Genomic DNA, 21,922 nt, shown 5'->3' with positions numbered 1-21,922 from the left:
CGGTCATGTGCTGCCCCGTCATGTGCTGCCCGCCCCGGTCACGTCCTGGACGGCGTCGACGATGCGCGGGTACGCGCCGCAGCGGCAGAGATTGCCGCTGAGCCGCTCGCGGATCTCGTCCCGGTCCAGCGCGACCGGCCGTCCGGAGGGCGTCGCAGGGTCCGTGACGTGCGAGGGATGGCCCGACTCCGCCTCGGCGAGCGCGCCCACCGCCGAGCAGATCTGTCCGGGCGTGCAGTACCCGCACTGGAAGGCGTCGCGCTCCAGGAAGGCCTGCTGGAGCGGATGCGGATCCTCGCCGTCGCCGGACAGTCCCTCGACGGTCGTGATGTCGCTGCCGTCCAGGGTGACGGCGAGCAGCAGACAGCTGTTGACGCGCCGCCCGTCGACGAGGACGGTGCACGCGCCGCACTGACCGTGGTCGCAGCCCTTCTTCGCTCCGGTGAGGTCCAGATCCTCCCGCAGCAGGTCCAGCAGCACGCGCCGGTGGTCGACGGTGAGGGTGTGCGGCTTGCCGTTGACGCGCAGCGTCGTGTCGGATCGGTGGGGCGATGACCGGGGGCCGTGCTCGCTGCCCATGTGCGGGTCCCTTCCGGGGCGGTCCGTGGTGCCGTGGGGACCGCGTATCCAGACAGGGGCGTGTGACACGTCCCGGTACGAGGTAATTCGGGAACGGACGGACACGGGCGGGCACGGACGGACACGGGCGGACGGACACGGGCGGGCACGGACGCCCGCAGGGCGCCCACCGGCGCCTACCGACCTGCCTGCCGGCGCCGGCCGACCCCTTACCGGTCGGTGACCTCGGTTTCGTCGCCGCCGGTGGCACCGGTCGTGCTCCCGGTGCCGCCGGTGCGGTCCTGCTCCGGCGACTCCACCCGAGCCGCGGGAGCGGCGGACGCCACCGGGCGCAGGCCCTTGGTCGACTCCCTGAACCGCTCCAGGGTCCGGCCCAGCTGCTGGAACGGCGAGCCGCTCTTCCTGGCCGGCGCCTGCTGCGGTTCCCCGGCCTCGGCCGCCGCCTCCCGGTACGCGGCCAGCGCCTCGTGGGCGTGCTCGGCGGCCTCCCGGTACAGGTCCCGGGACTCCGTCATCGCCTCCAGCGCCTCCTTGTACATCACCACGAGCTTGCGTTCGCGCGCGAGCTCCTCCTCCGGGGTCAGCAGCTGCCACTCCTCCCGCAGGGCGGTGAGCGCGGCGTCGGCGTCCTCCGGCAGCGGCCTGGGCAGCGCCGCGAAGCGCCGTACCGCGTCCAGCAGCTCGGTGGGATGCGTGCCGTCCAGGAACACGCTGCGCACCGAGTAGTCGGCGGCGTCGTAGTCGGCCGGGGCGGGGACGCCCGGCAGCACCAGCGCCCCGCCGCGCGGCACCTCCACCCGGGCCTCCTTGAGCGCCCAGTTCACGGTGCGCAGCTGGTGCGGGGCCGCGCGGTGCTCGACGACCCGGTGGTGCAGGCCGGGCGGCAGCAGCGGGACCAGCGACCGCCGGCCCTGCTCGTCGGGTGTCATGGCCTCGTGCACGACGAGGTGGACGGCCCAGGTGTCCCGCAGGGCGCCCCGGAGCGCGCGCCGCAGCTCCTTCTCGTCGGCCGGAAGCGGGTTCGCGACGAGGAAACGCTCACCGGTGACGGTCTCGTTGCCCCACGGGGTGTCCGCCTCCCAGGACCAGAACATCCCGGCGGGCGAGGGCCACCGCTGGTCCCACGGCCGCTCCGCCTCCGCCGTCAGCGTCCATTCCTGGCCCTGGCCCGACCACTCGGCGAGCCTGAGCCGGGCACGGACGGTCACCTCCTCCGCGATCAGCCACCGGGCTTCGAAGGCCGTCTCCCCCTCGGGGGTGTCGGTGTCCGGCAGCTCCATGAAGTCCTGGACGGTCTCGGCGTCCTTGAGTGCCTGAAGGTGCTTGCGCAGGACGTCCGGAGCGGTGGGGCCGGTGTGACGGCCACGGGTCTGCCACACCGTGGAGGGCGTCGTGGGCGGAACGGTCGCGGAGATGTGGTGAGTCCATTCGTGAGTGCGGTGACGACGTGGCGACGACGTGCGAAGGCCAGTATCGCTCGCCGCGGGGGGTGTGCGATCAAGCGGGTCGGTGGCGCGGGCACCCGCAGGCGCCCGGCCGGGATGCGCCTTCCCCGGCCCGACGCAGGTCACGCGTGCGGATCCGGCTCGCGGGTCGACGGTCCGGGCGGGGGTGTGCGCCACTCGTACGGGGTGTGCGCCGTTCACCACGGCCGGTGCCCGCGCACCCATGGGCCCGCCGGCCTCCTGGACCCGAGAATCGGAGCCGGTGGACAGGGCCCGCTCTCCATCCGCGTCGGGGCGAGCCCTGTCCGTCGCCCCGCAGGCTTCCCCGCCGTCGACGGGATCCCGGCACCTGCGACGCGATCCTCGTGCCGCGCGGGGATGCGCACGGCGATCAGACTGCCAGGCGACGGATCGCGACCACGGCCGCGTCGTCGTCGAGGTGCCCGTGGACGTGGGCCAGCAGGTCGCCTTGGAGGAGGCGCAGCAGTTCGTCGGGGTCGTCCTTGCACCATTGCGGTGCCCGTTCGGTGAAGGGGTAGAAGAGTCCGTCGCCATTACGTGCCTCGATGACGCCGTCTGTGTAGAGGAGCAGCAGGTCGCCGACCTCGAACGGGAAAGTCTGGACGTCGTAGGCGGCAACGCCGAAGACCCCGCCGAAGCCGATCGGGAGGTGGCTCGCCTCGGGCAGCAGTGGGGTGAGGCGATCCCCCCGCAGGAGGAGCGGCGGTGGGTGGCCGCAGGCGATGAGATGGACGACCGGATCGTGGTCGGGGATGTCGAGCAGAATGGCTGTGGCGAAGTCCTCGTCGGTGTCCTGAGCTGCCTCTGGTCGCCACTGGCCGGTGTCCCAGCGGAACGCGGCGTCCAGGTGGATCGCGAGCCGGGGGAGGGTGGCCTGTCGATGGGCGGCCGCGCGGAAGGCGCCGAGCAGCAGGGCCGCGTTGTTGATCGCGGCCAGGCCGTTGCCGCGCACATCGCCGATGAGGAGCCGGGTGCTGTGGTGGTCGGTCCGTGCGGCCGCGTACAGGTCTCCGCCGAGGTCGGCTTCCTCCTCGGCAGGGATGTACAGGCCGGCGATCCGCAGCGGGCCGGCGCGGGCGGGCAGTGGCTGCAGCAGCACACTCTGCGCTGCTTCGGCCACCGAACGCACGCGTTGCAACTGCCGCTCACGCCGGTCCCGGACCACGCAGATCGTGACGCACACGAAGGAGACGACGATCAGGGCGGTGATCTGGGCCTGGATGTTGGCGGTGGGAAGGACCCCTCTGATCACGCCGATCAGCACCTGGGCCGTCACCGCGAGAGCTCCCATCAGCGCGGTCACGCGGGCGCCGGCGAACGCCACCGTGATCGCGGGTGCCGCCACCAGCAGGGGGCCGAGGTGGATGTGCGGCGGAGCCAGCACATCCACCACGCAGACTGTGACGATCAGCCCCAGTGGGATCACGACCAGCGCGGGGGTGCGACCCGGCCGCCAGGAACGCCGCAAGTCCAGCCGTGATCGAAGGGCCATGCCTCAAGCCTTCCACGTACCCCCGCGTACGGGGCTGCGGAGCTCCGGGACCGTGGACGGGGCCGTGGCTGTGCGAGACGGGAGTCCTTCTCCGCCGGCCGCTCCACGAAGCCGGAGGCCGAGCCGCTTCGGCGGAGCGGGACGCGGCCTTCGGCGAGGGCTCCCGGAGCCCGGCGGCTCCGGCGTGCGGGTCCGTCACGTCGTCGAGCAGGCCGACGGCGGTGGCGTCGTGCGGGGCGGCTCCCCGGGCGGCACTCTCCCGCACGTCGCTCCCCACGACCGGCCGCCGCAGCGCATGGGCGAACACCTGGCTCCACACCTCGCTGCGCGCGGCGCCCCCGGTCAGCCGGTCGGCTTTCCGGCCCGGGGACCGGAACGGCCGCCTCCACACCGCTCACATGGTCGATCGTCCCACCGGGGCAGGTCGGCCCGCCCGGATCGACCGGATCAAAAGCCGTACGCGCTTGGAAGCGGCCGGCTTCGGCGGCAGGGCCGGCGCTACCGCATCGACCACGGAGTAGGGAAGATCGTCCATGACCTGTGCGTCCAGCGGATCCTGAAGGGAAGCAACGAGATCATGCACGTCATCGTGGCCCGCGGCCTGACGGAGGAATCCCGATGAACGACATCGAGGCACCCGTCCTGCTGCACACCGCCGGCCGAGCCGCCCACATCACGCTCAACCGACCGAGGGCCCTCAACGCCCTGAACCACGCGATGGTGCGCCGCATCGACGCCGCGCTGACGGCATGGGAGCGCGACCCGGCCGTCGAGACCGTCGTCGTCTCCGGCGCGGGGGAGCGCGGCCTGTGCGCGGGCGGCGACATCCGTGCCGTCCACGACGACGCCCGCGACGGCGACGGCACCGCCTCGGCCGCCTTCTGGCGCGACGAGTACCACCTCAACGCCCGCATCGCCCGCTACCCCAAGCCCTACGTCGCCCTGATGGACGGCATCGTGATGGGAGGCGGTGTCGGCGTCTCCGCACACGGCAGCGTCCGGATCGTCACCGAGCGGTCGAGGATCGCGATGCCCGAGACCGGCATCGGCTTCGTGCCGGACGTCGGCGGCACCCACCTGCTCGCCCGCGCCCCGGGCGAACTGGGCACCCATCTCGCCCTGACGGGCGCCCAGATCGGTGCCGGGGACGCGGTGTCGTGCGGGCTCGCCGACCACTGCGTACCGTCCGCCTCCCTCCGGCAGTTGGCCGACGACCTCGCCGAGCTGCCCGTGAGGGAAGCCCTGGACCGTCATGTACAGCCCTTGCCGGCGGGCGAGTTGACCGGCCACCGGGCGTGGATCGACACCTGTTACGCGGCCGACACCGTCGAGGAGATCGTCCGACGGCTGTTCGCCCACGGCGACCCGGCGGCGAAGGAGGCCGCGGAGACCCTCCTGACCAGGTCGCCCACCTCGCTCAAGGTCACCCTGGCCGCCCTGCGCCGTGCCCGGCGGCTCGGCTCGCTGGAACGGGTGCTGGAACAGGAGTACCGCGTCTCCTGCGCTGCCCTGACCACGCCCGACCTGGTCGAGGGCATCCGCGCCCAGGTCATCGACAAGGACCGGAACCCGCGTTGGTCGCCGGCCACCCTCGCCGAGGTCACCGCGGCCGACGTCGAGCGCTTCTTCACCCCGCTCGGCGAGCGCGAACTCGGGCTCGCCCGACCCGACACCACCGCGGAGGGGCTCCGCCGAGCGGGACCGACGTGGTGATCCGGGCCACCTGGCCGTGGAGAGCGGAATCACGCCAGGTGGGGCGGTATTGGCCAGGGGCCCGGCACGCGGTACCGTCGCTCTGATATCGACGACGGCGAGACGGAAGCCGGTGAGAACCCGGCACGGTCGCGCCACTGTGGACGGTGTACCCCGAAGGGGCACACACCGCGAGTCAGACCCGTGGCCGTCGTCATGTGCACCACCGAGATGGGACGCGAACTCCCAGAGGAGGTCCTGCCATGGCGCAGCATGTCGCCCAGCCGACTACCACCACGCCCGTCGTACCCGCCAAGTTGCCGCTGAAGGACATCGCCCCGTGGGCGGTCTTCTTCGGCGTCCTGATGCTGGTCCTGCTGTACTTCGTCGGCGCGGAGCAGGGCGCGACAGCCGTCGTCTCCGGCGAGGACGTTCACGAGTGGGTGCACGACGCCCGCCACCTGCTCGGTTTCCCCTGCCACTGATCCCGAGGGGAACCCCGGCACACCCATGAACTCCGCAACGGTAAGAAACCTCCTCGTGCGGGGCATGCTCGCCGGCCTCGGCGCCGGCGTGCTCGCCCTGATCGTCGCCTACTTCCTCGGTGAGCCGAACGTCGACAGCGCGATCGGCTTCGAGGAGTCGCACGCCGCGGGCCACGAGCACCACGAGGTGGAACTCGTCTCCCGCAGCCTCCAGTCCACCGCCGGCCTCGCCACCGGCGTGCTGATCTACGGGGTGGCCTTCGGCGGCATAGCCGCCCTCGCCTTCTGCTTCGCCCTCGGCCGCGTCGGCCGCTTCAGCCCCCGGGCCACGGCACTTCTGCTGTCGGGGACCGCCCTGCTCGCCGTGTACGTGGTGCCGTTCCTCAAGTACCCGGCGAACCCGCCCGCGGTCGGCGACCCCGACACCATCGGCAAGCGCACCACCCTGTACTTCCTGATGATGGTGCTCGGCGTGCTGCTCGCGGTCGCCGCGGTGATCCTGGGCAAGCGGCTCGCACCGAGGCTGGGCACCTGGAACGCCACCGTCGCAGCCGTCCTCGGCTTCGTGCTCGTCATCGGGCTGGCCTACGAGTTCCTGCCCGCCGTCAACGAGGTGCCGAGCGACTTCCCGGCCGCCCTGCTGTGGCGGTTCCGCCTGTCCGCCCTCGCCATGCAGGTCACGCTCTGGGCAGGCTTCGGCCTCGTCTTCGGTGAACTGGCCGAACGGCTGCTGCACCCCAGGCCCGCCACGGTGACCGCGGGCACGCCGGTGGCCGCCCCACACTGACCCGACCGGCACGACGATCCGACGAGAGGGCCCACGGAACCACCCCGGGGGCCTTCTCGCGTTCGCGAGCCGACAACGGATCAGCGGCCGCAAGGCCGCGCGAAGATGGTGGCATGAACATCCAACCGGCCGTCCGCACACGGCAGATGCCCGCCGGTCTCGTCGCGCTCGCTCTGGGTGGATTCGGGATCGGTCTGACCGAGTTCGTGATCGCGGGGTTGCTTCCGCAGGTGAGCCGCAGCCTCGCGGTGTCCGAGGCCGCGGCGGGATGGCTGATCTCCGGCTACGCCCTGACGGTCGCGGTCGGCGCGATCGTGGTGACCGCCGCCACCGCCGGGCTGCCCCGCAAGGCGGTTCTCACCGGGCTGGTGGCACTGTTCGTCGTCGGCAACCTGCTGTCCGCCGTCGCACCGAACTACTCGCTGATGATGCTCGGCCGCGTGGTCGCGGCGCTGTGCCACGGCTCGTTCTTCGGCATCGGCTCGCTCGTCGCACGGCGCATGGTCGCCCCCGAGCGGGCGTCACGGGCGGTGGCGGTGATGTTCGCCGGGCTGACGGTCGCGAACGTGCTGGGCGTACCGTTCGGCGCCCTGGTCGGCGAACGCTGGGGCTGGCGCGCCACGTTCTGGGCGATCACGGCCATAGGTGTCGTCGCCGCGGTCGCCATCGCCGTGTGCGTACCGGGCTGGGCCGGCGAGGTGAACGGGCCGCGTTCCTCCGACGCCGTCGGCAAGGCCACCGGCCGGCCGGACGGGCTGCGTACCCAGGTGCACGCCTTCCGTTCGGCGCAGGTCTGGCTGACCCTGACCGCCACCGCGCTCGGCTACGGCGGGATGTTCGGCGCGTTCAGCTACCTCGCCTACACCTTCACCCGGGTCACCGGCTTCTCCAGCACGGATGTCGCCTGGCTGCTCGTCGTGTACGGCAGCGGCCTGGTGATGGGCAACATCCTCGGGGGACGGGCCGCCGACCGCGATCGCGACCTCACCCTGATCGCTTCCCTGGCCGGTCTCACCGTCACGCTCACCGCGTTCGGACTGCTGGCCGCCCATCCCGCCGCGTCGGTGGTCCTGGTGTTCCTCACGGGGCTGTTCGGCTTCGCGAGCGTTCCCGGGATGATCACCCGGGTCACCGACCACGCCCACGGGGTGCCGCTCGCCGCCGCCGCCAACGTGTCCGCCTCCAACGTCGGCAACGCCCTGGGCGCCTGGCTCGGCGGCTTCGCCATCAGCGCCGGCCTCGGCTACACCGCACCGCTGTACGTCGGCGCCGCCATCGTCCTGAGCGGACTCGCCGTGATGATCGTGGCCGCCCGTCGAGCCGACCGGTGGCCGAGCGACACCACCGACCCCAGCGTCGCCCGGGACCGGGCGTCCGCGGGCTGAGGGCCCCACAGCCGACGTCCGCTGCCCGGTCCGCCGTCCGCCTGCGGCTGGGCCCACCCCGGGCCCACCCCCCTCCACCTGGAACCCGAGGACCTGGTCGTCCGTACGATCGAGTCTGCTGTCATGGCCCGCGTTCCGCTCGCGGGCACCGACCGGATCCCCGGGGAGGGACTGTGATCGCCGTCGTCGGCGCCGGACTCATGGGCGCGGCCACCGCCTGGCAACTGGCCCGCCGAGGCCACGAGGTCACGCTCGTCGAGGCGTACGACATCGGCCACCGGCACGGAAGTTCGCACGGCAGCTCGCGGATCTTCCGGAGGGTGTACGCCGACCCCTTCTACGTACGGCTGACCGGACAGGCCTACGAGCAGTGGCGGGAGTTGGAGGACGACGGGTCGACCTCCTTGCTGCGCACGACCGGTGGGCTCGACATGGGCGAGGACCACGACCCGAAGGCGCTCGCCGACCTCCTCGGCGCGGCCGGAGTGCCCCACGAACTCCTCGGCGCGGAAGCCGCCGCGGAGCGCTGGCCGTACATCCGCATCACCGGTCCGGTGCTCCACCATCCGGACGCGGGCGTGGTCGACGCCGACGAGACCGTCGGGACCTGCGTCCGGCGGGCGATCGAACACGGAGCGCGGGCGGTCATCGGCACCCGCGTCACCGGCATAGACGCCCGGGGGAGCGAGAAGGTGCGTCTGCACACCGACGACGGCCGCGAGATCGTCGCCGACACGGTGGTGATCGCGGCCGGCGCCTGGCTGCCCGAGCTCGAACTGCCGGTCACCCTGCCGCCGTTGGCGGTGACCCAGCAGCAGGTCTTCCACTTCCGGCAGCGGGACCCGTCCGTCAGGTGGCCGACCCTGATCTGGGACGGCGCGCTGCACCTCTACGGCCTGCCGTCCGGAAGCGACGGGGGCCCGCTCCCGGCGGTCAAGGTCGCCGAGCACGACCGCGGCACCCCGGCCACCGCCCGTACCCGCAGCGGGGTCGTCGACCCGTCGTCGCGGACGCGCGTGAGCGGCTTCGTCCGCGACCGCCTCCCGGGCCTCGAGCCCGACCCGGTCGCCGAGGCGACCTGCCTCTACACCACCACCCCGGACGAGGACTTCGTCCTGGACCGCCACGGCCCCTTCGTCATCGTCTCCCCGTGCTCCGGACACGGCGCGAAATTCGCCCCGCTCATCGGCGCGATGGCCGCCGACCTCGCCACCGGCCGCGCCGAGCCGCATCCCCGCTTCCGCCTGGGACGCACGGCATAGGCCGGGGGAGCGGTGCGGTCGGTACCGGTCGCGCCGCCACAGCCGATCCAGGATCTAGAGCCGGGGGCGGCCGGGGACGGTGACCAGCACCCGGCCGCGTCCACCCGCGTCCACCCGGTCGTGCGCCTCGGCGATGTCCGCCAGCGGGAAGCGGCCGCCGACGTCGACGGTGAGGGCACCGACCGCGGCCGCCGCGGTCAGCTCGCGGGCGGCCTGCCGCTTCGCCGCGGCCGGGAAGTCGTCACTGCCCAGCAGTCGCACGGTGACGTTGTTGAACAGCAGGGGCCAGAAAGGCAGTTCGGTGCGGTCGGCGTGGGTTCCGTAGGCGGCGATGACGGCGTCGAGCGCGGTGACCGCGTTGTCCAGGTCCGCGTTGGCCGACAGGGACACCTCGACGACGCGGTGCACGCCGTCGGGCGCGTGGGCGCGGATCGCCGCGGCGGGGTCGCCGCAGTCCAGGGCGACGGCGTGCGCGACGACGGCCGGGTCGACCCGGTCCAGGTCACCGCCGCGCCGTACGGTGCCGATGACGGTGGCACCGCCCCAGCGGGCGAGCTGGGCGGCCGACGATCCGACGCCGCCGAGTACGCCGTGCACCAGCACGATCTTCCCGTCGACCGGCCCGTCGGCGAAGACGGCACGGTGCGCGGTGATACCGGGGATCCCCAGGCTCGCGCCCAGTTCGTCGCCGAGGTGGTCGGGCAGCGGGACGGCCTGGTGATGCGGTACGACGGTGTACTGGGCGGCGGTGCCGAAGGCCCGGTAGGACTGGGCGCCGTACACCCACACCCGCTGCCCCACCCGGCGGGCGTCGACTCCGTTGCCGACCGCGTCGACCACGCCGGCGGCGTCACTGTGCGGGATCACGCGGGGGTAGGGCATCGAGGAGCCGAGCCAGCCACGCCGCTTCTTGGTGTCGCCGGGATTGACGCCCGAGACGGTCACGCGGACGCGGACCTCGCCGGGGCCGGGCCGGGGGTCGGGCAACTCGCCCACGTGCAGGACGTCGGCGGCCGGTCCCTGTCCGTCGTACCAGGACGCGATCATGCGGGATCTCCCGTAGTGGTTCGGGCGGTGGGTTCGGTGGGTTCGACGGGTCTGCCGACTTCGTCGGGGGAGGCCGGGTCGTCCTCGAACGGCTCCTCGCCGAGGACCTCGCGGAGCCAGGCGCGCTCGGTGCGGCTCACGGCGCGGGCGGTGAGCAGTACGCCGCGCCGGTACGGATCATCGACCTCTTCGGCGCGCAGCGGCTTCCCGCCGTCGTAGAAGAAGCTCGCCGGTGTCTCCAGGAAGGCCAGGCGGCGGCGCAGCACGGCGTGCTGTTCCGACACGTCGGGGAGCTCGGAGAGGAAGGCCAGGAGGGTGAAGAACCGGGTGAAGTCGGTGATCTCGTGATCTGCCGGTGTGCGCAGGCGCTCCAGCATGTCGGCGTGACCGGCCTCGGTCAGGCTGAGGACGAAGCGGGCGGCGCCGGCCCGGGGATCCGCCTGACGATCCAGGAGTCCCGCCCTGGCCAGTCGGTTGATCGCCGGATAGAGGCTGCCGTCGCTGACGGGTCGCGTGTAGCCGATCAGCTGGGAGACCTTGCGGCGCAGCTCATGACCCGGCAGAGGTCCTTCGGCGAGGAAGCCCAGGATGGCCAGTTCCAGCATGGGGCCATCGTCTCACAGCCCGCATCGATTCGATGTGCACCTCGATTCGAGGATGAGCCGCGGCCGACTGTGCGGGCGCGGAATTGTTCGGGCCTCTCACGTGCTGTTGTATCCACAAAGGCTGGTACGTCGACGGCGTGCGAGCGAGCGGCTCACATGGCCGGGACGAGAGATACGGAAGGTGCTGAGATGGCAGCGCAGACGCAGAGGGCCGTGCTGGCGGGCGGATGCTTCTGGGGGATGCAGGACTTGATCCGCAGGCTCCCCGGCGTGACGGCGACCCGGGTCGGATACACCGGGGGTGACGTACCGAACGCGACGTACCGCAACCACGGCACCCACGCGGAGGCCATCGAGATCCTCTTCGACCCCGAGAAGACCGACTTCCGCACGCTCCTGGAGTTCTTCTTCCAGATCCACGACCCGAGCACCAAGAACCGCCAGGGCAACGACATCGGCCTCAGCTACCGCTCGGCGATCTACTACGTGGACGACGAGCAGAAGCGGGTCGCCGAGGACACCATCGCGGACGTGGACGCCTCCGGACTGTGGCCGGGCAAGGCCGTCACCGAGGTCGAGCCGGTGGGCCCCTTCTGGGAGGCCGAGCCCGAGCACCAGGACTACCTGGAGCGTTACCCCGAGGGCTACACCTGCCACTTCCCGCGCCCGGGATGGCGGCTTCCGGCCCGCACACAGGGCTGAACCACCGCGCCGAGGCCCCGGACCTCTGCTCCAGGGCCTCGGCGGGCAGGACGTGAGGCGTGCAGGACGTTCTGCACGCGGGACGTAAGGCGGGTCGGCGAGTTCCGGGCTTTCCCCGGGGCGGGTCAGGCGACCTGGCCGCCGATGCCGGAGCGGCCTTCGGGGACGGCCAGCAGGCCGACCGCCACCTGATGCCGTACCTGCTCGCCGAGTACGCCGGCCACCGCGTCGGTGATCGCGGTGATCAGGCGCGCGGGTGCGTCCGGCACGTCCGGGTGCCGGTAGGCCGCCTCGCGCAGGCTCAGGGTGATGTTCGGGGCGGTCAGGTCGGTCGGCGTCCCTCCGATGCCCCGCCGCTGCTGGGGAATGCCGACGAGGTCGACGGCGGCCAGGCGGCCGAACTGCTCTCCGTAGACCGATCCGACAGCGTCCGCGAGCCCGCGGATCAGGCCCTCTTCGGCCTTTCGGTCGAGGGCGGTCTCGCTGATGTGCACGGTGAAGTGGGGCATGGTGGAATCTCCGTTCGTGCCTGCGGTTCGCGCCTGGGTGGCGGGCGGGCCGACTGTTGATGTCTTTGCAAGCAAAACATCTTTACTGTCAAAGGTAAATGGTGAGGGGTGCGAGATGGCCGGATCCGCGCGGCGCGAGGCCGGGGCGGGTGAGGTGGACGCCGCGGTGCGCGAGCTCCTGTTGCTCATGCCGCGGATGGTGAGCCGGGTGAAGCGCATCCCCGTGCCCGAGGCCCTGGAAGCGCAGTCGCTGGCACCTCGGCACCTCTCCCTGCTTGCCTGTCTGTTGTTCGACGGCCCCATGACCGTCAACGAACTGGCCGCCCGGCTGGAGGTGGCGCCCACCACGGCCAGCCTGATGGTCGGGGACCTGAGCGGTAAGGGCATCCTCGACCGGCAGGAGGATCCGGCCGACCGGCGTCGCCGGATCGTGGCCATCGCCCCCGACCAGCACGACGCGATCGCCGCCTGGCTGGCCCCCGGCGCCACGGCCTGGCGCCGCGTACTGACCCCGCTGGCCCCGGCCCAGCGGCGCCTCTTCGTCGACACCCTGCGCGCGTACGAGGCGGCGGTGGCGGAGGAGCGCGAGCGCTGAGTCCTGCCGTCCTCAGGGCGGTGGCGGGGTGCCGGATCGAGCGCGGCCGAGGGAAGAGGGGGCCTGAGGCAGCCGGAGGGAAACCTGGGGGAAGTCCGAGGAAGCCTGAGGGATGAAGTCCGGGTCCGTGAGGGCAGGAGCGGGGAAGCTTCGGGGCACAGGGGCGGGAGCCGGGCGGGGCGCGAGTGGCGCGCGGGCGTCCTGCCGGGCCGGTGGCGCCCGGAATCCGGTGCCCGGGACCGAGTGGGGCAGGTCGGGCAACCTCCCGTTGTCGTGCGGATATCTGCCGGTTTCGTGATGTCTGCCGGTCTTCGCGGTCAGGGCCGACGGTTCCGGGAAGCCCCCCGGCCGGGCACAACTTCTGCTCGATGTCGGCGAGTTGGGGACAAGCGCGAAGGGTGGAGCCGTCCGGCATACTTGCGAGCGCGGACCACCCTGCTCACCAGCACGTAAGCCAAGGCCCAGCGCGTGGGTTCGAGCGCTGACGCACACTTCCGGGGAACAGTCGTCATGAACAACCTTCAGCCTTCGGACCCGACATCCATAGGCGGCTATCCGTTGCTCGGCCGGCTCGGTGCGGGCGGCATGGGGCAGGTGTTCCTGTCCCGCACGGGTTCGGGCCGGCTGCTCGCGCTGAAGACGATCCGCGACGATCTCAGCTCCGAGCCGGGATTCGAGGAGCGGTTCGCCCGCGAGATACGCAACAGCGACCGCGTCCGCTCGCCGTGGACCGTGACCGTCGTGGACTACAGCGCCCCGGGCCAACGCCCGCAGTGGCTGGCCACCGAGTATGTGCCCGCGCCGTCGCTCGCCGAATGGGTCGCGGCCCATGGTCCGCTGCCCCGGGCCGCGTTGCTCGCCCTCGCCGCCGAACTGTGCGGCGCGCTGCAGGCCGTGCATCAGGCCGGCCTCGCGCACCGGGACGTCAAGCCCGGGAACGTCCTGATGGCACGCGACCGTCCACGGCTGATCGACTTCGGTGTCGCACGGGCCGCCGACGACAGCCGCCACACCCGCCTCGGTGTCTCTGTGGGCTCCCCCGGCTTTCTCGCACCGGACCAGGCCATCGGCAGCGTCGCCGCCGAACCCGCCGACGTGTTCTCGCTGGCCGCGACGCTGGTGTACGCCGCGACCGGACGCGGCCCCTTCTCGCGCGCGGGGGAGCAGATCCCCGCGGCCACCCTGATGTACCGAGTGGTCCACGAGGAGGCCGACCTCGCAGGCGTCCCCCCGGAGCTGGTGCCGCTGCTCGCCGCGTGTCTGGCCAAGGACCCGGCCGAGCGTCCGACGGCGGCCCGGCTGGGCGCATGGCTGGAGGAGAGGGGCGGCAGGGCCGGGCGTTGGCCCGACGAATGCCCCACGGTCCTCGCCGGAGAACTGACCGAGGTCGAGCACGCGGCGCACACCCTGGTCGACCTCGCGCAGCACGCCACGGCGGTCTCCGCCGGTCAGGAACCAGCCCCGACGACGGCGAGGTCCGACACCGTCCTCGCCGCTCCGGCGGAGCCCCGTCGGCGGCTTCGGCCCGCCTGGCTGCTGACCGCGGCCCTCGCGGCGGTCGCGGTCGTGGTGGCCGTGGTGGCCGCCGTCCACTTCGGTACGCAGCGATCCTCGGCCGACTCCTCCCCGTCCGCGAAGGGCCGGCCGTCCGGCACGGCCGCCTCGTCGACCGCGGGGGAGACGCCGTCCGCGACGGCCCAGGAGCCCCAGGAGACCCAGGAGACCCAGGAGCCCCAGGAGCCGCAGGGAGAGGACGCGGCGCCCAAGGTCGTACAGGCCCCGTTCGACCTGGCCACCGGAGAGTCCGTGGGGACCGGGGCCAGGAGTCTGATCATCCAGCAGGACGGCAACCTCGTGATCTACGACCAGGATCGCAAGGCGCGTTGGGCCGCGATGACCAGCGGCGAGGGCAACACCGCCCGCTTCCAGGCGGACGGCAACCTGGTCGTCTACAACAGCGGCGGGCAGCCCGTGTGGGCCTCGCGGACCAATGGTCACCCAGGAGCGGTCCTCGTGTTCCAGGCGGACGGAAACGTCGTGATCACGTCCGGCGACACCGTGCTCTGGGCGGCGGGAACGGAGAGCTGACCCTTGCGGTGCCCGGGAGGGGCCGCGCCCTCGTGGCGTGCGCCCGGCTGGGCACCGGACGCTCGACTCAGCCTTGTCCAGGCGGTGTTCCCCCACCTGGACGGTGAGATCTCAGTGCTCCTCGATCTTTCGCAGCAGACCCAGCAGCGCCTCTCGCTCCGGCTCTGTCAGACCCTCGAAGCACTCCGTGAGCACCGAGTTCGCCACCTCGTGGCCCGCCTCCAGTACCCGCTCCCCATCGGGGGTGAGGTGGTGCTCGAAACGGCGGCCGCGCCCGGGGCGCCGGTCCACCAGCCCCTGTGCCACCAGGCGTCCGGCCAGCGTGCCGAACGCCTGCTCGCTCTGGAACGTCGCCGCCGCCAGCTCCCGTGCGCTGGAGCCCGGCGTGCGGCCGATCGCCCGTAGCGCGTCCCACTGCGCGAGCGTGCTGCCGACGGACGCGAGGCGGCTGTCGAGCGCTCGGTGCTGGCGGTACTGGACGGCCTTCACGGCCCTTCCGAGAATCTGTGGTTCGACGGACATGCTCCTCAGGCTAGCACCCTGACTAAACTTGCTTATCTAAATATCCTTAGTTACATTCCTGGCCATGACTCCGGAACTGACGCTCACCGAATCCGGCCCCGCCGCCGGCCGCCCCGTCCTCGTCCTGCACGGCGGCGGTGGCCCCGCCACCGTCGCCCCGATCGCCGAGCACTTCGCCGCGACGGCCCACACCCTGCTGCCCACCCACCCGGGCTGGAACGGCACCCCCCGGCCCGACGACTTCACCCACGTGGCCGACCTCGCCGCCGCCTACCTCCGCCTCCTGCGCGAGCGCCACCTGTCCGACGTCCTGGTCATCGGCTCCTCGCTCGGCGGCTGGATCGCCGCCGAGCTGGCCACGGCCGACACACAGGGCCTGATCAGCGGGGTCGTTCTGGCGAACTCGGTCGGCATCGAGGTCGACGGCGAACCGATCCGGGACTTCTTCACTCTCGACGCGCGCGGCGTCGCCGAGTACGCCTACCACGACTCCGAGCGCTTCTACGTCGACCCGGCGACCGTGCCGGCCGAGCGACTCGCCGTCTTCCAGGGCAACATGGCGGCCCTGCGCGTCTTCTCCGGCGGCCCCGCCATGAGCGACCCCACCCTCCGCCCCCGCCTCGCGGCCGTCACCACCCCGACCCTCGTCCTGTGGGGCGAGAGCGACCGCATCGCGACCCCCGCATACGGCAAGGAGTACGCCGCGTCGTTCGGCAACGCCCGCTTCGAGGTCGTGGCGGAAGCGGGCCACCTGCCCCATCTCGAACAGCCTGCGCGCACCTTCTCCCTGCTCGACGGCTTCGCGGCGGAGACCGCGCGCCGTTGAGGAGTGTCCGGCGGGTCACGAGCGAGACCGGCCGCCTCACCTGCTCCGGCGCGCCGTACGGCCCCGAAGGGGAGTTCTCGGACTACTGACGGCCGAGCCACGCGTGGTACGCGGCCACGGCGGTCGGGAGCGTGGGGAATATCCGGTCCGCGCCGACCGTGTCCGCGAGGCCGTACGCCTCCAGGTCGTCCAGCAGGTCCTGCTTCACCCGCGCGAGGGCGAACAGGATGCCGCGGTGGGTCAGTTCGCGGCGCAGTGCGTCGACCGCGTCGAGGGCGGTGATGTCGACCTCGACATTGGCCTCGGTGTTGAGGACGAACCAGCGGACGGGGTCGGTCTGTCCGTCGACGGCGGCCAGGGCCCGGCGCCGGAAGTTCTCCGCGTTGGCGAAGAACAGGGGCGAGTCGTAGCGGTAGACCAGCAGCCCGGGGATCGTCCGGGCCTGCGGGTAGTCGTCGACGTCGTGCATGCCGGCCACACCGGGGACCAGACCCTCGACGGCGTCGTGCGGACGCGCCACCCGGGTCAGCAGCTCGGCCACCGACAGGCCGACGGCCACGATCACCCCGTACAGGATGTCGAGGGCGAGCACGCCCGCTAGACAGCCGAGCGCCAGGAGCAGTTCCCGGCGGCGGAAGGAGGCGAGCCGCCGGAAGCCGGTGAGGTCGATCATGCGGACCGCCGCGTAGACGACGAGCGCGCCGAGCACCGCGGAGGGAGTCCGCGCCAGCAGCGGGCTCAGGAAGAGCAGCACGGCGAGCACCACCGCTCCTGCCACCAGCGAGTACGCCTGGCTGCGGGCGCCCGCCGAGGAGGCGAGGGCGGTGCGGCTGGCGCTGCTGCTCACCGGGAAGCCGTGCAGTGCCCCGGCGCCCAGATTGGCCGCGCCCAGGGCGAGGAACTCCTGGTCGGCGTCGAGCCCGGGGCCTTCGGCGTCGTGGTCGGCGAACGCCCGTGCGGTGAGGATGAAGTCGGTGTAGGCGACCAGCAGCACGCCGAGCGCCGGCAGCACGAGCTGGGGCAGCTCGCTCAGGTCCGGGACGGCAGGGCTCGGCAGACCGCCCGGAACCTCGCCGATCACCTTGAGCCCGTACCGTCCGTCGAGGTCGAAGACCACGACCGCGGCGGTCCCGAGGACGAAGGCGACCAGCGGGCCGGGCACGGCGCGGGCGTAACGGGCCGTCACGAAGAGGAACACGAGGACGACGGCGGAGAAGACGACGGTCGCCGGGTCCGCGTCGGGCAGGTGGACGAGGAAGGACCACACCTGGGGAAAGAACTCCGCGCCCGTCGTCCGCACGCCGGTGAGCTTGGGCAGCTGGTCCACCATCATGATGAGCGCCACGCCCGCGAGATAGCCGATCAGCACGGGGCGGGACAGCAGGTCCGCGAGGAAGCCCAGCCGCACCGCCCGGGCGACCAGGCAGAGCAGCCCGACCGTGACGGCGAGCGCCGCCGCCAGTGACGCGTAACGCCCCGCGTCCCCGGCGGCGAGCGGCGCGACCACGGCGGCCGTCATGAGGGCGGTCGTGGACTCGGGGCCGACCGACAGCAGCCGCGAGGAACCGAACACCGCGTACAGCCCGAGGGCCGGGAGGATCGCCCACAGACCGGCGACCGGCGGCAGCCCGGCCACGCCCGCGTAGGCCATGACCTGCGGCACCAGATAGGCGGCCACGGTCACCCCGGCGAGCAGATCGCCCGTGAGCCACGCGCGCCGGTAGCCGAGGAGCGCGACGAGACCGGGCACCAGCCGGCGCCACTCCGGGACCTGTCTGCCCGAGGCCTTGGACATGTGCCGCCTTCCGTCGTCTGCCCTCATGATCCACCGGACACATGATGGCCCTGAGCTCGTCGACGAAGTTCCACACCCCCGAGGACGTGCGGCCGCTCGTACACATCGCCTGCGTCATCCCGGCGTCGAGTTGCGTACCGAGCAGGTCTCCCGAAGGAGGGGGGAGGTGAGAGAGATGCCCGGCTGATCAGAGGCTCGCCGCGTGGTCGGGGACGTAGGTCTGGAGATCCCGCGGCGGGCGCTGGTAGCCGGTGGACGGCGGCCGCTCCGGGAGCTCCAGCACCGGCGGCGGCACCTCGCGGTACGGCACGGACGACAGCAGATGGGCGATCATGTTCAGCCGTGCCCGGCGCTTGTCGTCGCTCTCGACGACGTACCAGGGCGCCTCGGAGATGTCGGTGTGCACCAGCATCTCGTCCTTGGCGCGGGAGTAGGCCTCCCAGTGGGTGATCGACTCCAGGTCCATCGGCGAGAGCTTCCACCGCCGCAGCGGGTCCTCGAGCCGGCGCCGGAAGCGCTCCTGCTGCTCGGTGTCGCTCACCGAGAACCAGTACTTGCGCAGCAGGACCCCGGCCTCGACCAGCATGCGTTCGAAGATCGGACACTGGCGGAGGAAGAGCTGGTGCTCCTCCTTCGTGCAGAAACCCATCACGTGCTCGACCCCGGCGCGGTTGTACCAGGACCGGTCGAACAGCACGATCTCCCCGGCCGCCGGCAGATGCTCCGCATACCGCTGGAAGTACCACTGGGTGCGTTCGCGCTCGGTCGGCTTCGGGAGCGCCGCGATGCGGGCCACCCGCGGGTTGAGGTGCTCGGCGACCCGCTTGATCGTCCCGCCCTTGCCCGCCGCGTCCCGTCCCTCGAAGACCACCACCAGCCGGGTGCCGGTGGCCCGCACCCACTCCTGGAGCTTCACCAACTCCGTCTGCAGTCGCAGCAGTTCCTTCTCGTACGCCTTGCGCGGCAGCTGCGCCGCGTTCTTGCCGGCCATGCCGCCTCCACCGCCCGTTGATCCAACGCCGACGACTTCCGGAGCCCCACCATGCCCACGGCCGAACACCAGGACGCCACCGTACTGACAGACGAGGAGCCGCGCACCCTGGACGCGTACGGGCGGGCCGCCAACTGTCTGGCCGCCGGACAGCTCTGTCTGATGGCCCACCCGCTGCTGACCGAGCCCCTGAGGCCCGAGCGGCGTGGTACGGGCCCCTGTCGCCGAGGGGTGATCGGCTACTGCTGTCCTCCGGGTCCTATGAGCCGCTCCAGGCGGCCTCGCGGCCGTTGATCAGGTCGGCGGGCCGGCGGAGTCGTCACCTCACTCGAATGTGCTGCCGCGTGCCGTCGTCACATCGGGTGGAATGAGGAACTCGAACTCGGGACGGTCCCATGCCACGGCCGGAGGGTTCGCGGGCGCGGTCCCGGTGCGCACCGCACCCTCGCCGCGGTAGAAGCCCTCGGCGGGTGGATGCGACACCACCAGGACGCGGTCGAGCTGGGCGGCGCGGGCCTCGGACTTCATGTGTGCCACGAGCCGCCGTCCGATGCCGCGTCCCTGTGCGCCGTCGGCCACGAACAGCAGGTCGAGCTCCGGTGGGGCGAGGACGAGCGAATAGAACCCGAGGACAGGGCCGTGGTGCTCGTCGGCGGCGTGGGCCACGAAGACGCGGTGGGTCTCGATGTAGTCCGGACCCACCCGGTAGTCCGCGACCATGGGCGCGTACTGGCCTTCGTAGGCGCGTGAGCCACGCACGAGCCGCGTGAGCCGTTTGGCATCCCTCGCCACGGCCCGGCGTATCGTGATCGGCCCGCCCCTGGGCGTAATGCCTGAGTTCATCAAGAGAGTATTACGCATCGGGAAGCGGCTTCTTGCCACGGCTCCGGTTGAGGGAGATCGGCCGTGGGGACGCCGCGTGAGTAGTCGAGCGTACTGGTTGTCGAAGGCGATGACCCGACGGCGAGCGGCGAGTCCGTCGACCACGCGGGGGTGGTGCGCGGTACGTGCGCTGTGCATGCGCTGTCGTTCCGGCGTTCGCGGACGGCTGCGACCGGTCGGCGGTGCTGCACCCTCACGGCATCTTGACGACGACCTTGCCGGCCTTCGCGCGCCCCGCTTCGACGTACTCCAGTGCCTCTCGGGTGGACTCGAAGGGGAACACGGTGTCGACGACGGGCCGGATCGTGCCGGCCTCGATGAGAGGGGTGAGCTTGCGCAACTGGTCCCCGCTGGCCTTCATGAACAGGAACGAGTACGACACGTTGCGGCGCCGGGCGCGGCGTCGGATCCGGAAACTCAGCGCGGACATCACCAGCCGGACGACCGGATTCGCTCCCAGCTCCCTGCCGAGAGCCGCGTCGGGCGGGCCCGCGACACTGATGACCTGCCCGCCGGGCTTGAGCACGTCCAGTGACTTCTCGAGCGTCTCGCCGCCGAGCGAGTCCAGGACGACGTCATAGTCGTGCAGCACCGTCTCGAACGCCTGCTTCTTGTAGTCGACGACGACGTCCGCGCCCAGACGCTTCACCAGGTGCACGTTGGCCGTGCTCGTGGTGGTCGCCACGTGCGCGCCCAGTTGCTTCGCCAGCTGGATGGCGACGGTGCCCAGGCCGCCGGAGCCCGCGTGGACGAGGACCTTCTGGCCCGGCTGGACGTGTGCCCGTTCGACCAGCACCTGCCACGAGGTGAGGGCGACCAGGGGAAGGGAGGCCGCCTCCTCCATGGTCAGTGTGGCCGGTTTGATCGCCAGGTCGTCCCGGTGCACCGCGATGAGTTCGGCGAAGGTGCCGATCCGGTCCTTGTCGGGCCGCGCGAAGACCTCGTCGCCCACCGCGAAGTCTGTGACCGCCGAGCCCACTTCGACCACGATTCCGGCCAGGTCGTTGCCCAGGACGAACGGGACCCGGTACGGCAGGATCGTCTTCATCTCGCCGTCGCGGATCATGCGATCGAGCGGGTTGATGCTCGCGGCCCGGATCCGGACCGGCACGTCGTCCGCACCCACCTCCGGATCCGGTACCTCGCCTGCGCGTACTCCCTGTGCGCCTGTGCGCCTGTGCGCCTGTGGGGCCGTGGGGCCTGTGGGCGTTCGCCTCATGCGTTGTCGTTGGCCCGGGTGCCGTTGACCATGGACGCGGATGGAGCAGCAGCTCCCGGACCGGCAGCCGAGGCGAGGTGGCCGCTGTCGGCCCCACCACAGACGCGGACTTCCCATCCAACGAGGGAAGCCCCCACGGGTCCAGCCCGCCGCGGGCCCAGTCCGCAATGAACTGAACGGCGCCGCCCGTGTAGTGCCACCAACCACCGTTTCGGGAAGCTACCGTGACCGGCCAGTCGTCCGGATCGGCACCGGTCGTCGTCCACAGGATGACGTCGCCCGACAGCGATTCGGCCCACGGGAGCAGACCGCCTGGAGCAGGGTGAGGGCGCAAGCCGAGGGACATGTCGGCCTCCCACCAGTCCTGGACGATCTCCAGTTCACTCTCGATGCCGCTCAGCCAAGCGTCCTCCTTCCCCGAGAGGGGCAGGGAGACGTGCAGGAAGTCGCCGAGCGTAAAGGTCGGACAGACCTCCGACAGGAGTCTGAAGTCGGCAGGCAGTGACGTGCCGAGCCGTGCCTCGATCACGGACCAGCGGGGTGCCGCCGGAGCACAGCGACGATGCGGCACAAGTCCTGGGACTGCCGCTTCCAGGGCGGCGACCGCCTCGATCGGATCCTTGATCCTGTGCCGGGGATGCTGCGTGCCCATGAGATCTTCCACGGCGACAGCGTGCCAGAGCCGATGTCCACACCATCGGGCACCATGCCAGGGGAAACACCCGTGCCCCGGACAGCCTGCCCGCCCTGCGGTCTGCGGTCTGCGGTCGTACGGGCCTCTACCCGGACGACCGTGTCGATCACCTCGATGGATTCCGCCAACAAGCCCTCGATCGAGGAAAGCAGCAGCTCGTTCAACTGCGGCAGCACTTCGTTCACGACGAAGGACGGTCGACCACACCACCGTCCAGCCAGGCGCTTGTCGGGCGAACTTCAGTGGTCGTAGGCGGTCGGTGCTTGCATGATCGGCTGGCCGCGAATGAACCTGCTTCA

The 21,922-nt window shown here is 71.8% G+C and carries 22 protein-coding genes and 1 riboswitch; of the genes, 10 read left to right on the top strand and 12 right to left on the bottom strand.

What is annotated here, in order from left to right; genetic code table 11:
- Positions 1 to 18: 18 nt before the first annotated feature.
- The 3 genes from OG933_RS05265 to OG933_RS05255 form a co-directional block, all read right to left on the bottom strand.
- Positions 19 to 579, bottom strand: a complete 561-nt coding sequence (locus OG933_RS05265) for a 2Fe-2S iron-sulfur cluster-binding protein (RefSeq protein ID WP_362519927.1) — start codon at positions 577 to 579, stop codon at positions 19 to 21.
- 209 nt (positions 580 to 788) lie between these two features.
- Complete coding sequence (locus tag OG933_RS05260; RefSeq protein ID WP_362519930.1) at positions 789 to 1,958, bottom strand: hypothetical protein; 1,170 nt, start codon at positions 1,956 to 1,958, stop codon at positions 789 to 791.
- Positions 1,959 to 2,415: 457 nt separating this feature from the next.
- The gene (locus OG933_RS05255; RefSeq protein ID WP_362519933.1) at positions 2,416 to 3,537 is read right to left on the bottom strand and encodes a PP2C family protein-serine/threonine phosphatase; all 1,122 of its coding nucleotides are present in this window, start codon (positions 3,535 to 3,537) and stop codon (positions 2,416 to 2,418) included.
- Positions 3,538 to 4,155: 618 nt separating this feature from the next.
- Here OG933_RS05255 and OG933_RS05250 point away from each other — a divergent pair.
- The 5 genes from OG933_RS05250 (at position 4,156) to OG933_RS05230 (ending at position 9,148) form a co-directional block, all read left to right on the top strand.
- A complete protein-coding gene (locus OG933_RS05250) occupies positions 4,156 to 5,250 on the top strand; it encodes an enoyl-CoA hydratase/isomerase family protein (protein ID WP_405625645.1) in 1,095 nt (364 codons plus the stop codon).
- A 58-nt stretch (positions 5,251 to 5,308) separates the two neighbouring features.
- Positions 5,309 to 5,456: riboswitch (cobalamin riboswitch) on the top strand.
- Positions 5,457 to 5,492: 36 nt separating this feature from the next.
- Complete coding sequence (locus tag OG933_RS05245; protein WP_020129103.1) at positions 5,493 to 5,714, top strand: CbtB-domain containing protein; 222 nt, start codon at positions 5,493 to 5,495, stop codon at positions 5,712 to 5,714.
- Between the two features lie 25 nt (positions 5,715 to 5,739).
- The gene (locus tag OG933_RS05240; protein ID WP_362519946.1) at positions 5,740 to 6,501 is read left to right on the top strand and encodes a CbtA family protein; all 762 of its coding nucleotides are present in this window, start codon (positions 5,740 to 5,742) and stop codon (positions 6,499 to 6,501) included.
- A 146-nt stretch (positions 6,502 to 6,647) separates the two neighbouring features.
- A complete protein-coding gene (locus tag OG933_RS05235; protein ID WP_405633239.1) occupies positions 6,648 to 7,886 on the top strand; it encodes an MFS transporter in 1,239 nt (412 codons plus the stop codon).
- A gap of 173 nt (positions 7,887 to 8,059) precedes the next feature.
- Positions 8,060 to 9,148 carry an FAD-dependent oxidoreductase gene (locus tag OG933_RS05230; RefSeq protein ID WP_362519949.1) on the top strand — a complete coding sequence of 363 codons (1,089 nt, stop codon included), beginning with the start codon at positions 8,060 to 8,062 and terminating at the stop codon, positions 9,146 to 9,148.
- A 54-nt stretch (positions 9,149 to 9,202) separates the two neighbouring features.
- Here OG933_RS05230 and OG933_RS05225 read toward each other — a convergent pair whose 3' ends face one another.
- Positions 9,203 to 10,195, bottom strand: a complete 993-nt coding sequence (locus tag OG933_RS05225) for an NADPH:quinone reductase (protein ID WP_362519952.1) — start codon at positions 10,193 to 10,195, stop codon at positions 9,203 to 9,205.
- Positions 10,192 to 10,800, bottom strand: a complete 609-nt coding sequence (locus OG933_RS05220; RefSeq protein WP_405625644.1) for a PadR family transcriptional regulator — start codon at positions 10,798 to 10,800, stop codon at positions 10,192 to 10,194. The genes OG933_RS05225 and OG933_RS05220 overlap by 4 nt, the downstream gene beginning before the upstream one ends.
- A gap of 189 nt (positions 10,801 to 10,989) precedes the next feature.
- Between OG933_RS05220 and msrA the strand changes: the two genes are divergently transcribed.
- On the top strand, positions 10,990 to 11,502 hold the full coding sequence (gene msrA, locus OG933_RS05215) for a peptide-methionine (S)-S-oxide reductase MsrA (RefSeq protein ID WP_054238819.1): 513 nt from the start codon (positions 10,990 to 10,992) through the stop codon (positions 11,500 to 11,502).
- Between the two features lie 125 nt (positions 11,503 to 11,627).
- Here msrA and OG933_RS05210 read toward each other — a convergent pair whose 3' ends face one another.
- Entirely contained in the window at positions 11,628 to 12,011 is a 384-nt protein-coding gene (locus OG933_RS05210; protein WP_405625643.1) for a hypothetical protein, read from the bottom strand.
- A gap of 115 nt (positions 12,012 to 12,126) precedes the next feature.
- On the opposite strand from OG933_RS05210, the gene OG933_RS05205 reads away from it, so the two are divergent.
- Positions 12,127 to 12,606 (top strand): MarR family winged helix-turn-helix transcriptional regulator, encoded by a 480-nt coding sequence (locus OG933_RS05205; RefSeq protein WP_362519961.1) that lies wholly within the window; start codon positions 12,127 to 12,129, stop codon positions 12,604 to 12,606.
- A 510-nt stretch (positions 12,607 to 13,116) separates the two neighbouring features.
- Positions 13,117 to 14,694, top strand: coding sequence for a protein kinase domain-containing protein (locus OG933_RS05200; RefSeq protein WP_405625642.1), 1,578 nt, complete (start codon positions 13,117 to 13,119; stop codon positions 14,692 to 14,694).
- Positions 14,695 to 14,805: 111 nt separating this feature from the next.
- On the opposite strand, the gene OG933_RS05195 is transcribed toward OG933_RS05200, so the two are convergent.
- Positions 14,806 to 15,216 carry a MarR family winged helix-turn-helix transcriptional regulator gene (locus OG933_RS05195; RefSeq protein ID WP_362519967.1) on the bottom strand — a complete coding sequence of 137 codons (411 nt, stop codon included), beginning with the start codon at positions 15,214 to 15,216 and terminating at the stop codon, positions 14,806 to 14,808.
- A 64-nt stretch (positions 15,217 to 15,280) separates the two neighbouring features.
- On the opposite strand from OG933_RS05195, the gene OG933_RS05190 reads away from it, so the two are divergent.
- The gene (locus OG933_RS05190; RefSeq protein ID WP_405625641.1) at positions 15,281 to 16,042 is read left to right on the top strand and encodes an alpha/beta fold hydrolase; all 762 of its coding nucleotides are present in this window, start codon (positions 15,281 to 15,283) and stop codon (positions 16,040 to 16,042) included.
- A gap of 82 nt (positions 16,043 to 16,124) precedes the next feature.
- Here OG933_RS05190 and OG933_RS05185 read toward each other — a convergent pair whose 3' ends face one another.
- Together OG933_RS05185 and ppk2 are read right to left on the bottom strand one after the other, a co-directional pair.
- On the bottom strand, positions 16,125 to 17,837 hold the full coding sequence (locus OG933_RS05185; RefSeq protein WP_405625640.1) for a SulP family inorganic anion transporter: 1,713 nt from the start codon (positions 17,835 to 17,837) through the stop codon (positions 16,125 to 16,127).
- Between the two features lie 187 nt (positions 17,838 to 18,024).
- Positions 18,025 to 18,828 carry a polyphosphate kinase 2 gene (ppk2, locus tag OG933_RS05180; protein WP_142267549.1) on the bottom strand — a complete coding sequence of 268 codons (804 nt, stop codon included), beginning with the start codon at positions 18,826 to 18,828 and terminating at the stop codon, positions 18,025 to 18,027.
- A 51-nt stretch (positions 18,829 to 18,879) separates the two neighbouring features.
- Here ppk2 and OG933_RS05175 point away from each other — a divergent pair, with 51 nt between their 5' ends.
- The gene (locus tag OG933_RS05175; RefSeq protein ID WP_405625638.1) at positions 18,880 to 19,122 is read left to right on the top strand and encodes a hypothetical protein; all 243 of its coding nucleotides are present in this window, start codon (positions 18,880 to 18,882) and stop codon (positions 19,120 to 19,122) included.
- A gap of 30 nt (positions 19,123 to 19,152) precedes the next feature.
- Here OG933_RS05175 and OG933_RS05170 read toward each other — a convergent pair whose 3' ends face one another.
- The 3 genes from OG933_RS05170 to OG933_RS05160 all read right to left on the bottom strand — a co-directional run bounded on the left by OG933_RS05170 (position 19,153) and on the right by OG933_RS05160 (position 21,808).
- Positions 19,153 to 19,689: a GNAT family N-acetyltransferase gene (locus OG933_RS05170; RefSeq protein WP_405625637.1), complete on the bottom strand. Its 537-nt coding sequence runs from the start codon at positions 19,687 to 19,689 to the stop codon at positions 19,153 to 19,155.
- Between the two features lie 214 nt (positions 19,690 to 19,903).
- Positions 19,904 to 20,929, bottom strand: coding sequence for an NADP-dependent oxidoreductase (locus OG933_RS05165; protein ID WP_405625635.1), 1,026 nt, complete (start codon positions 20,927 to 20,929; stop codon positions 19,904 to 19,906).
- 525 nt (positions 20,930 to 21,454) lie between these two features.
- Positions 21,455 to 21,808, bottom strand: a complete 354-nt coding sequence (locus tag OG933_RS05160) for a hypothetical protein (RefSeq protein ID WP_405625633.1) — start codon at positions 21,806 to 21,808, stop codon at positions 21,455 to 21,457.
- Between the last annotated feature and the right edge of the window lie 114 nt (positions 21,809 to 21,922).

This window comes from Streptomyces sp. NBC_00016 (assembly GCF_045040885.1).
Classification (GTDB): Bacteria; Actinomycetota; Actinomycetes; order Streptomycetales; family Streptomycetaceae; genus Streptomyces; species Streptomyces coriariae.
This window is presented reverse-complemented; position numbering and strand designations above follow the sequence as displayed.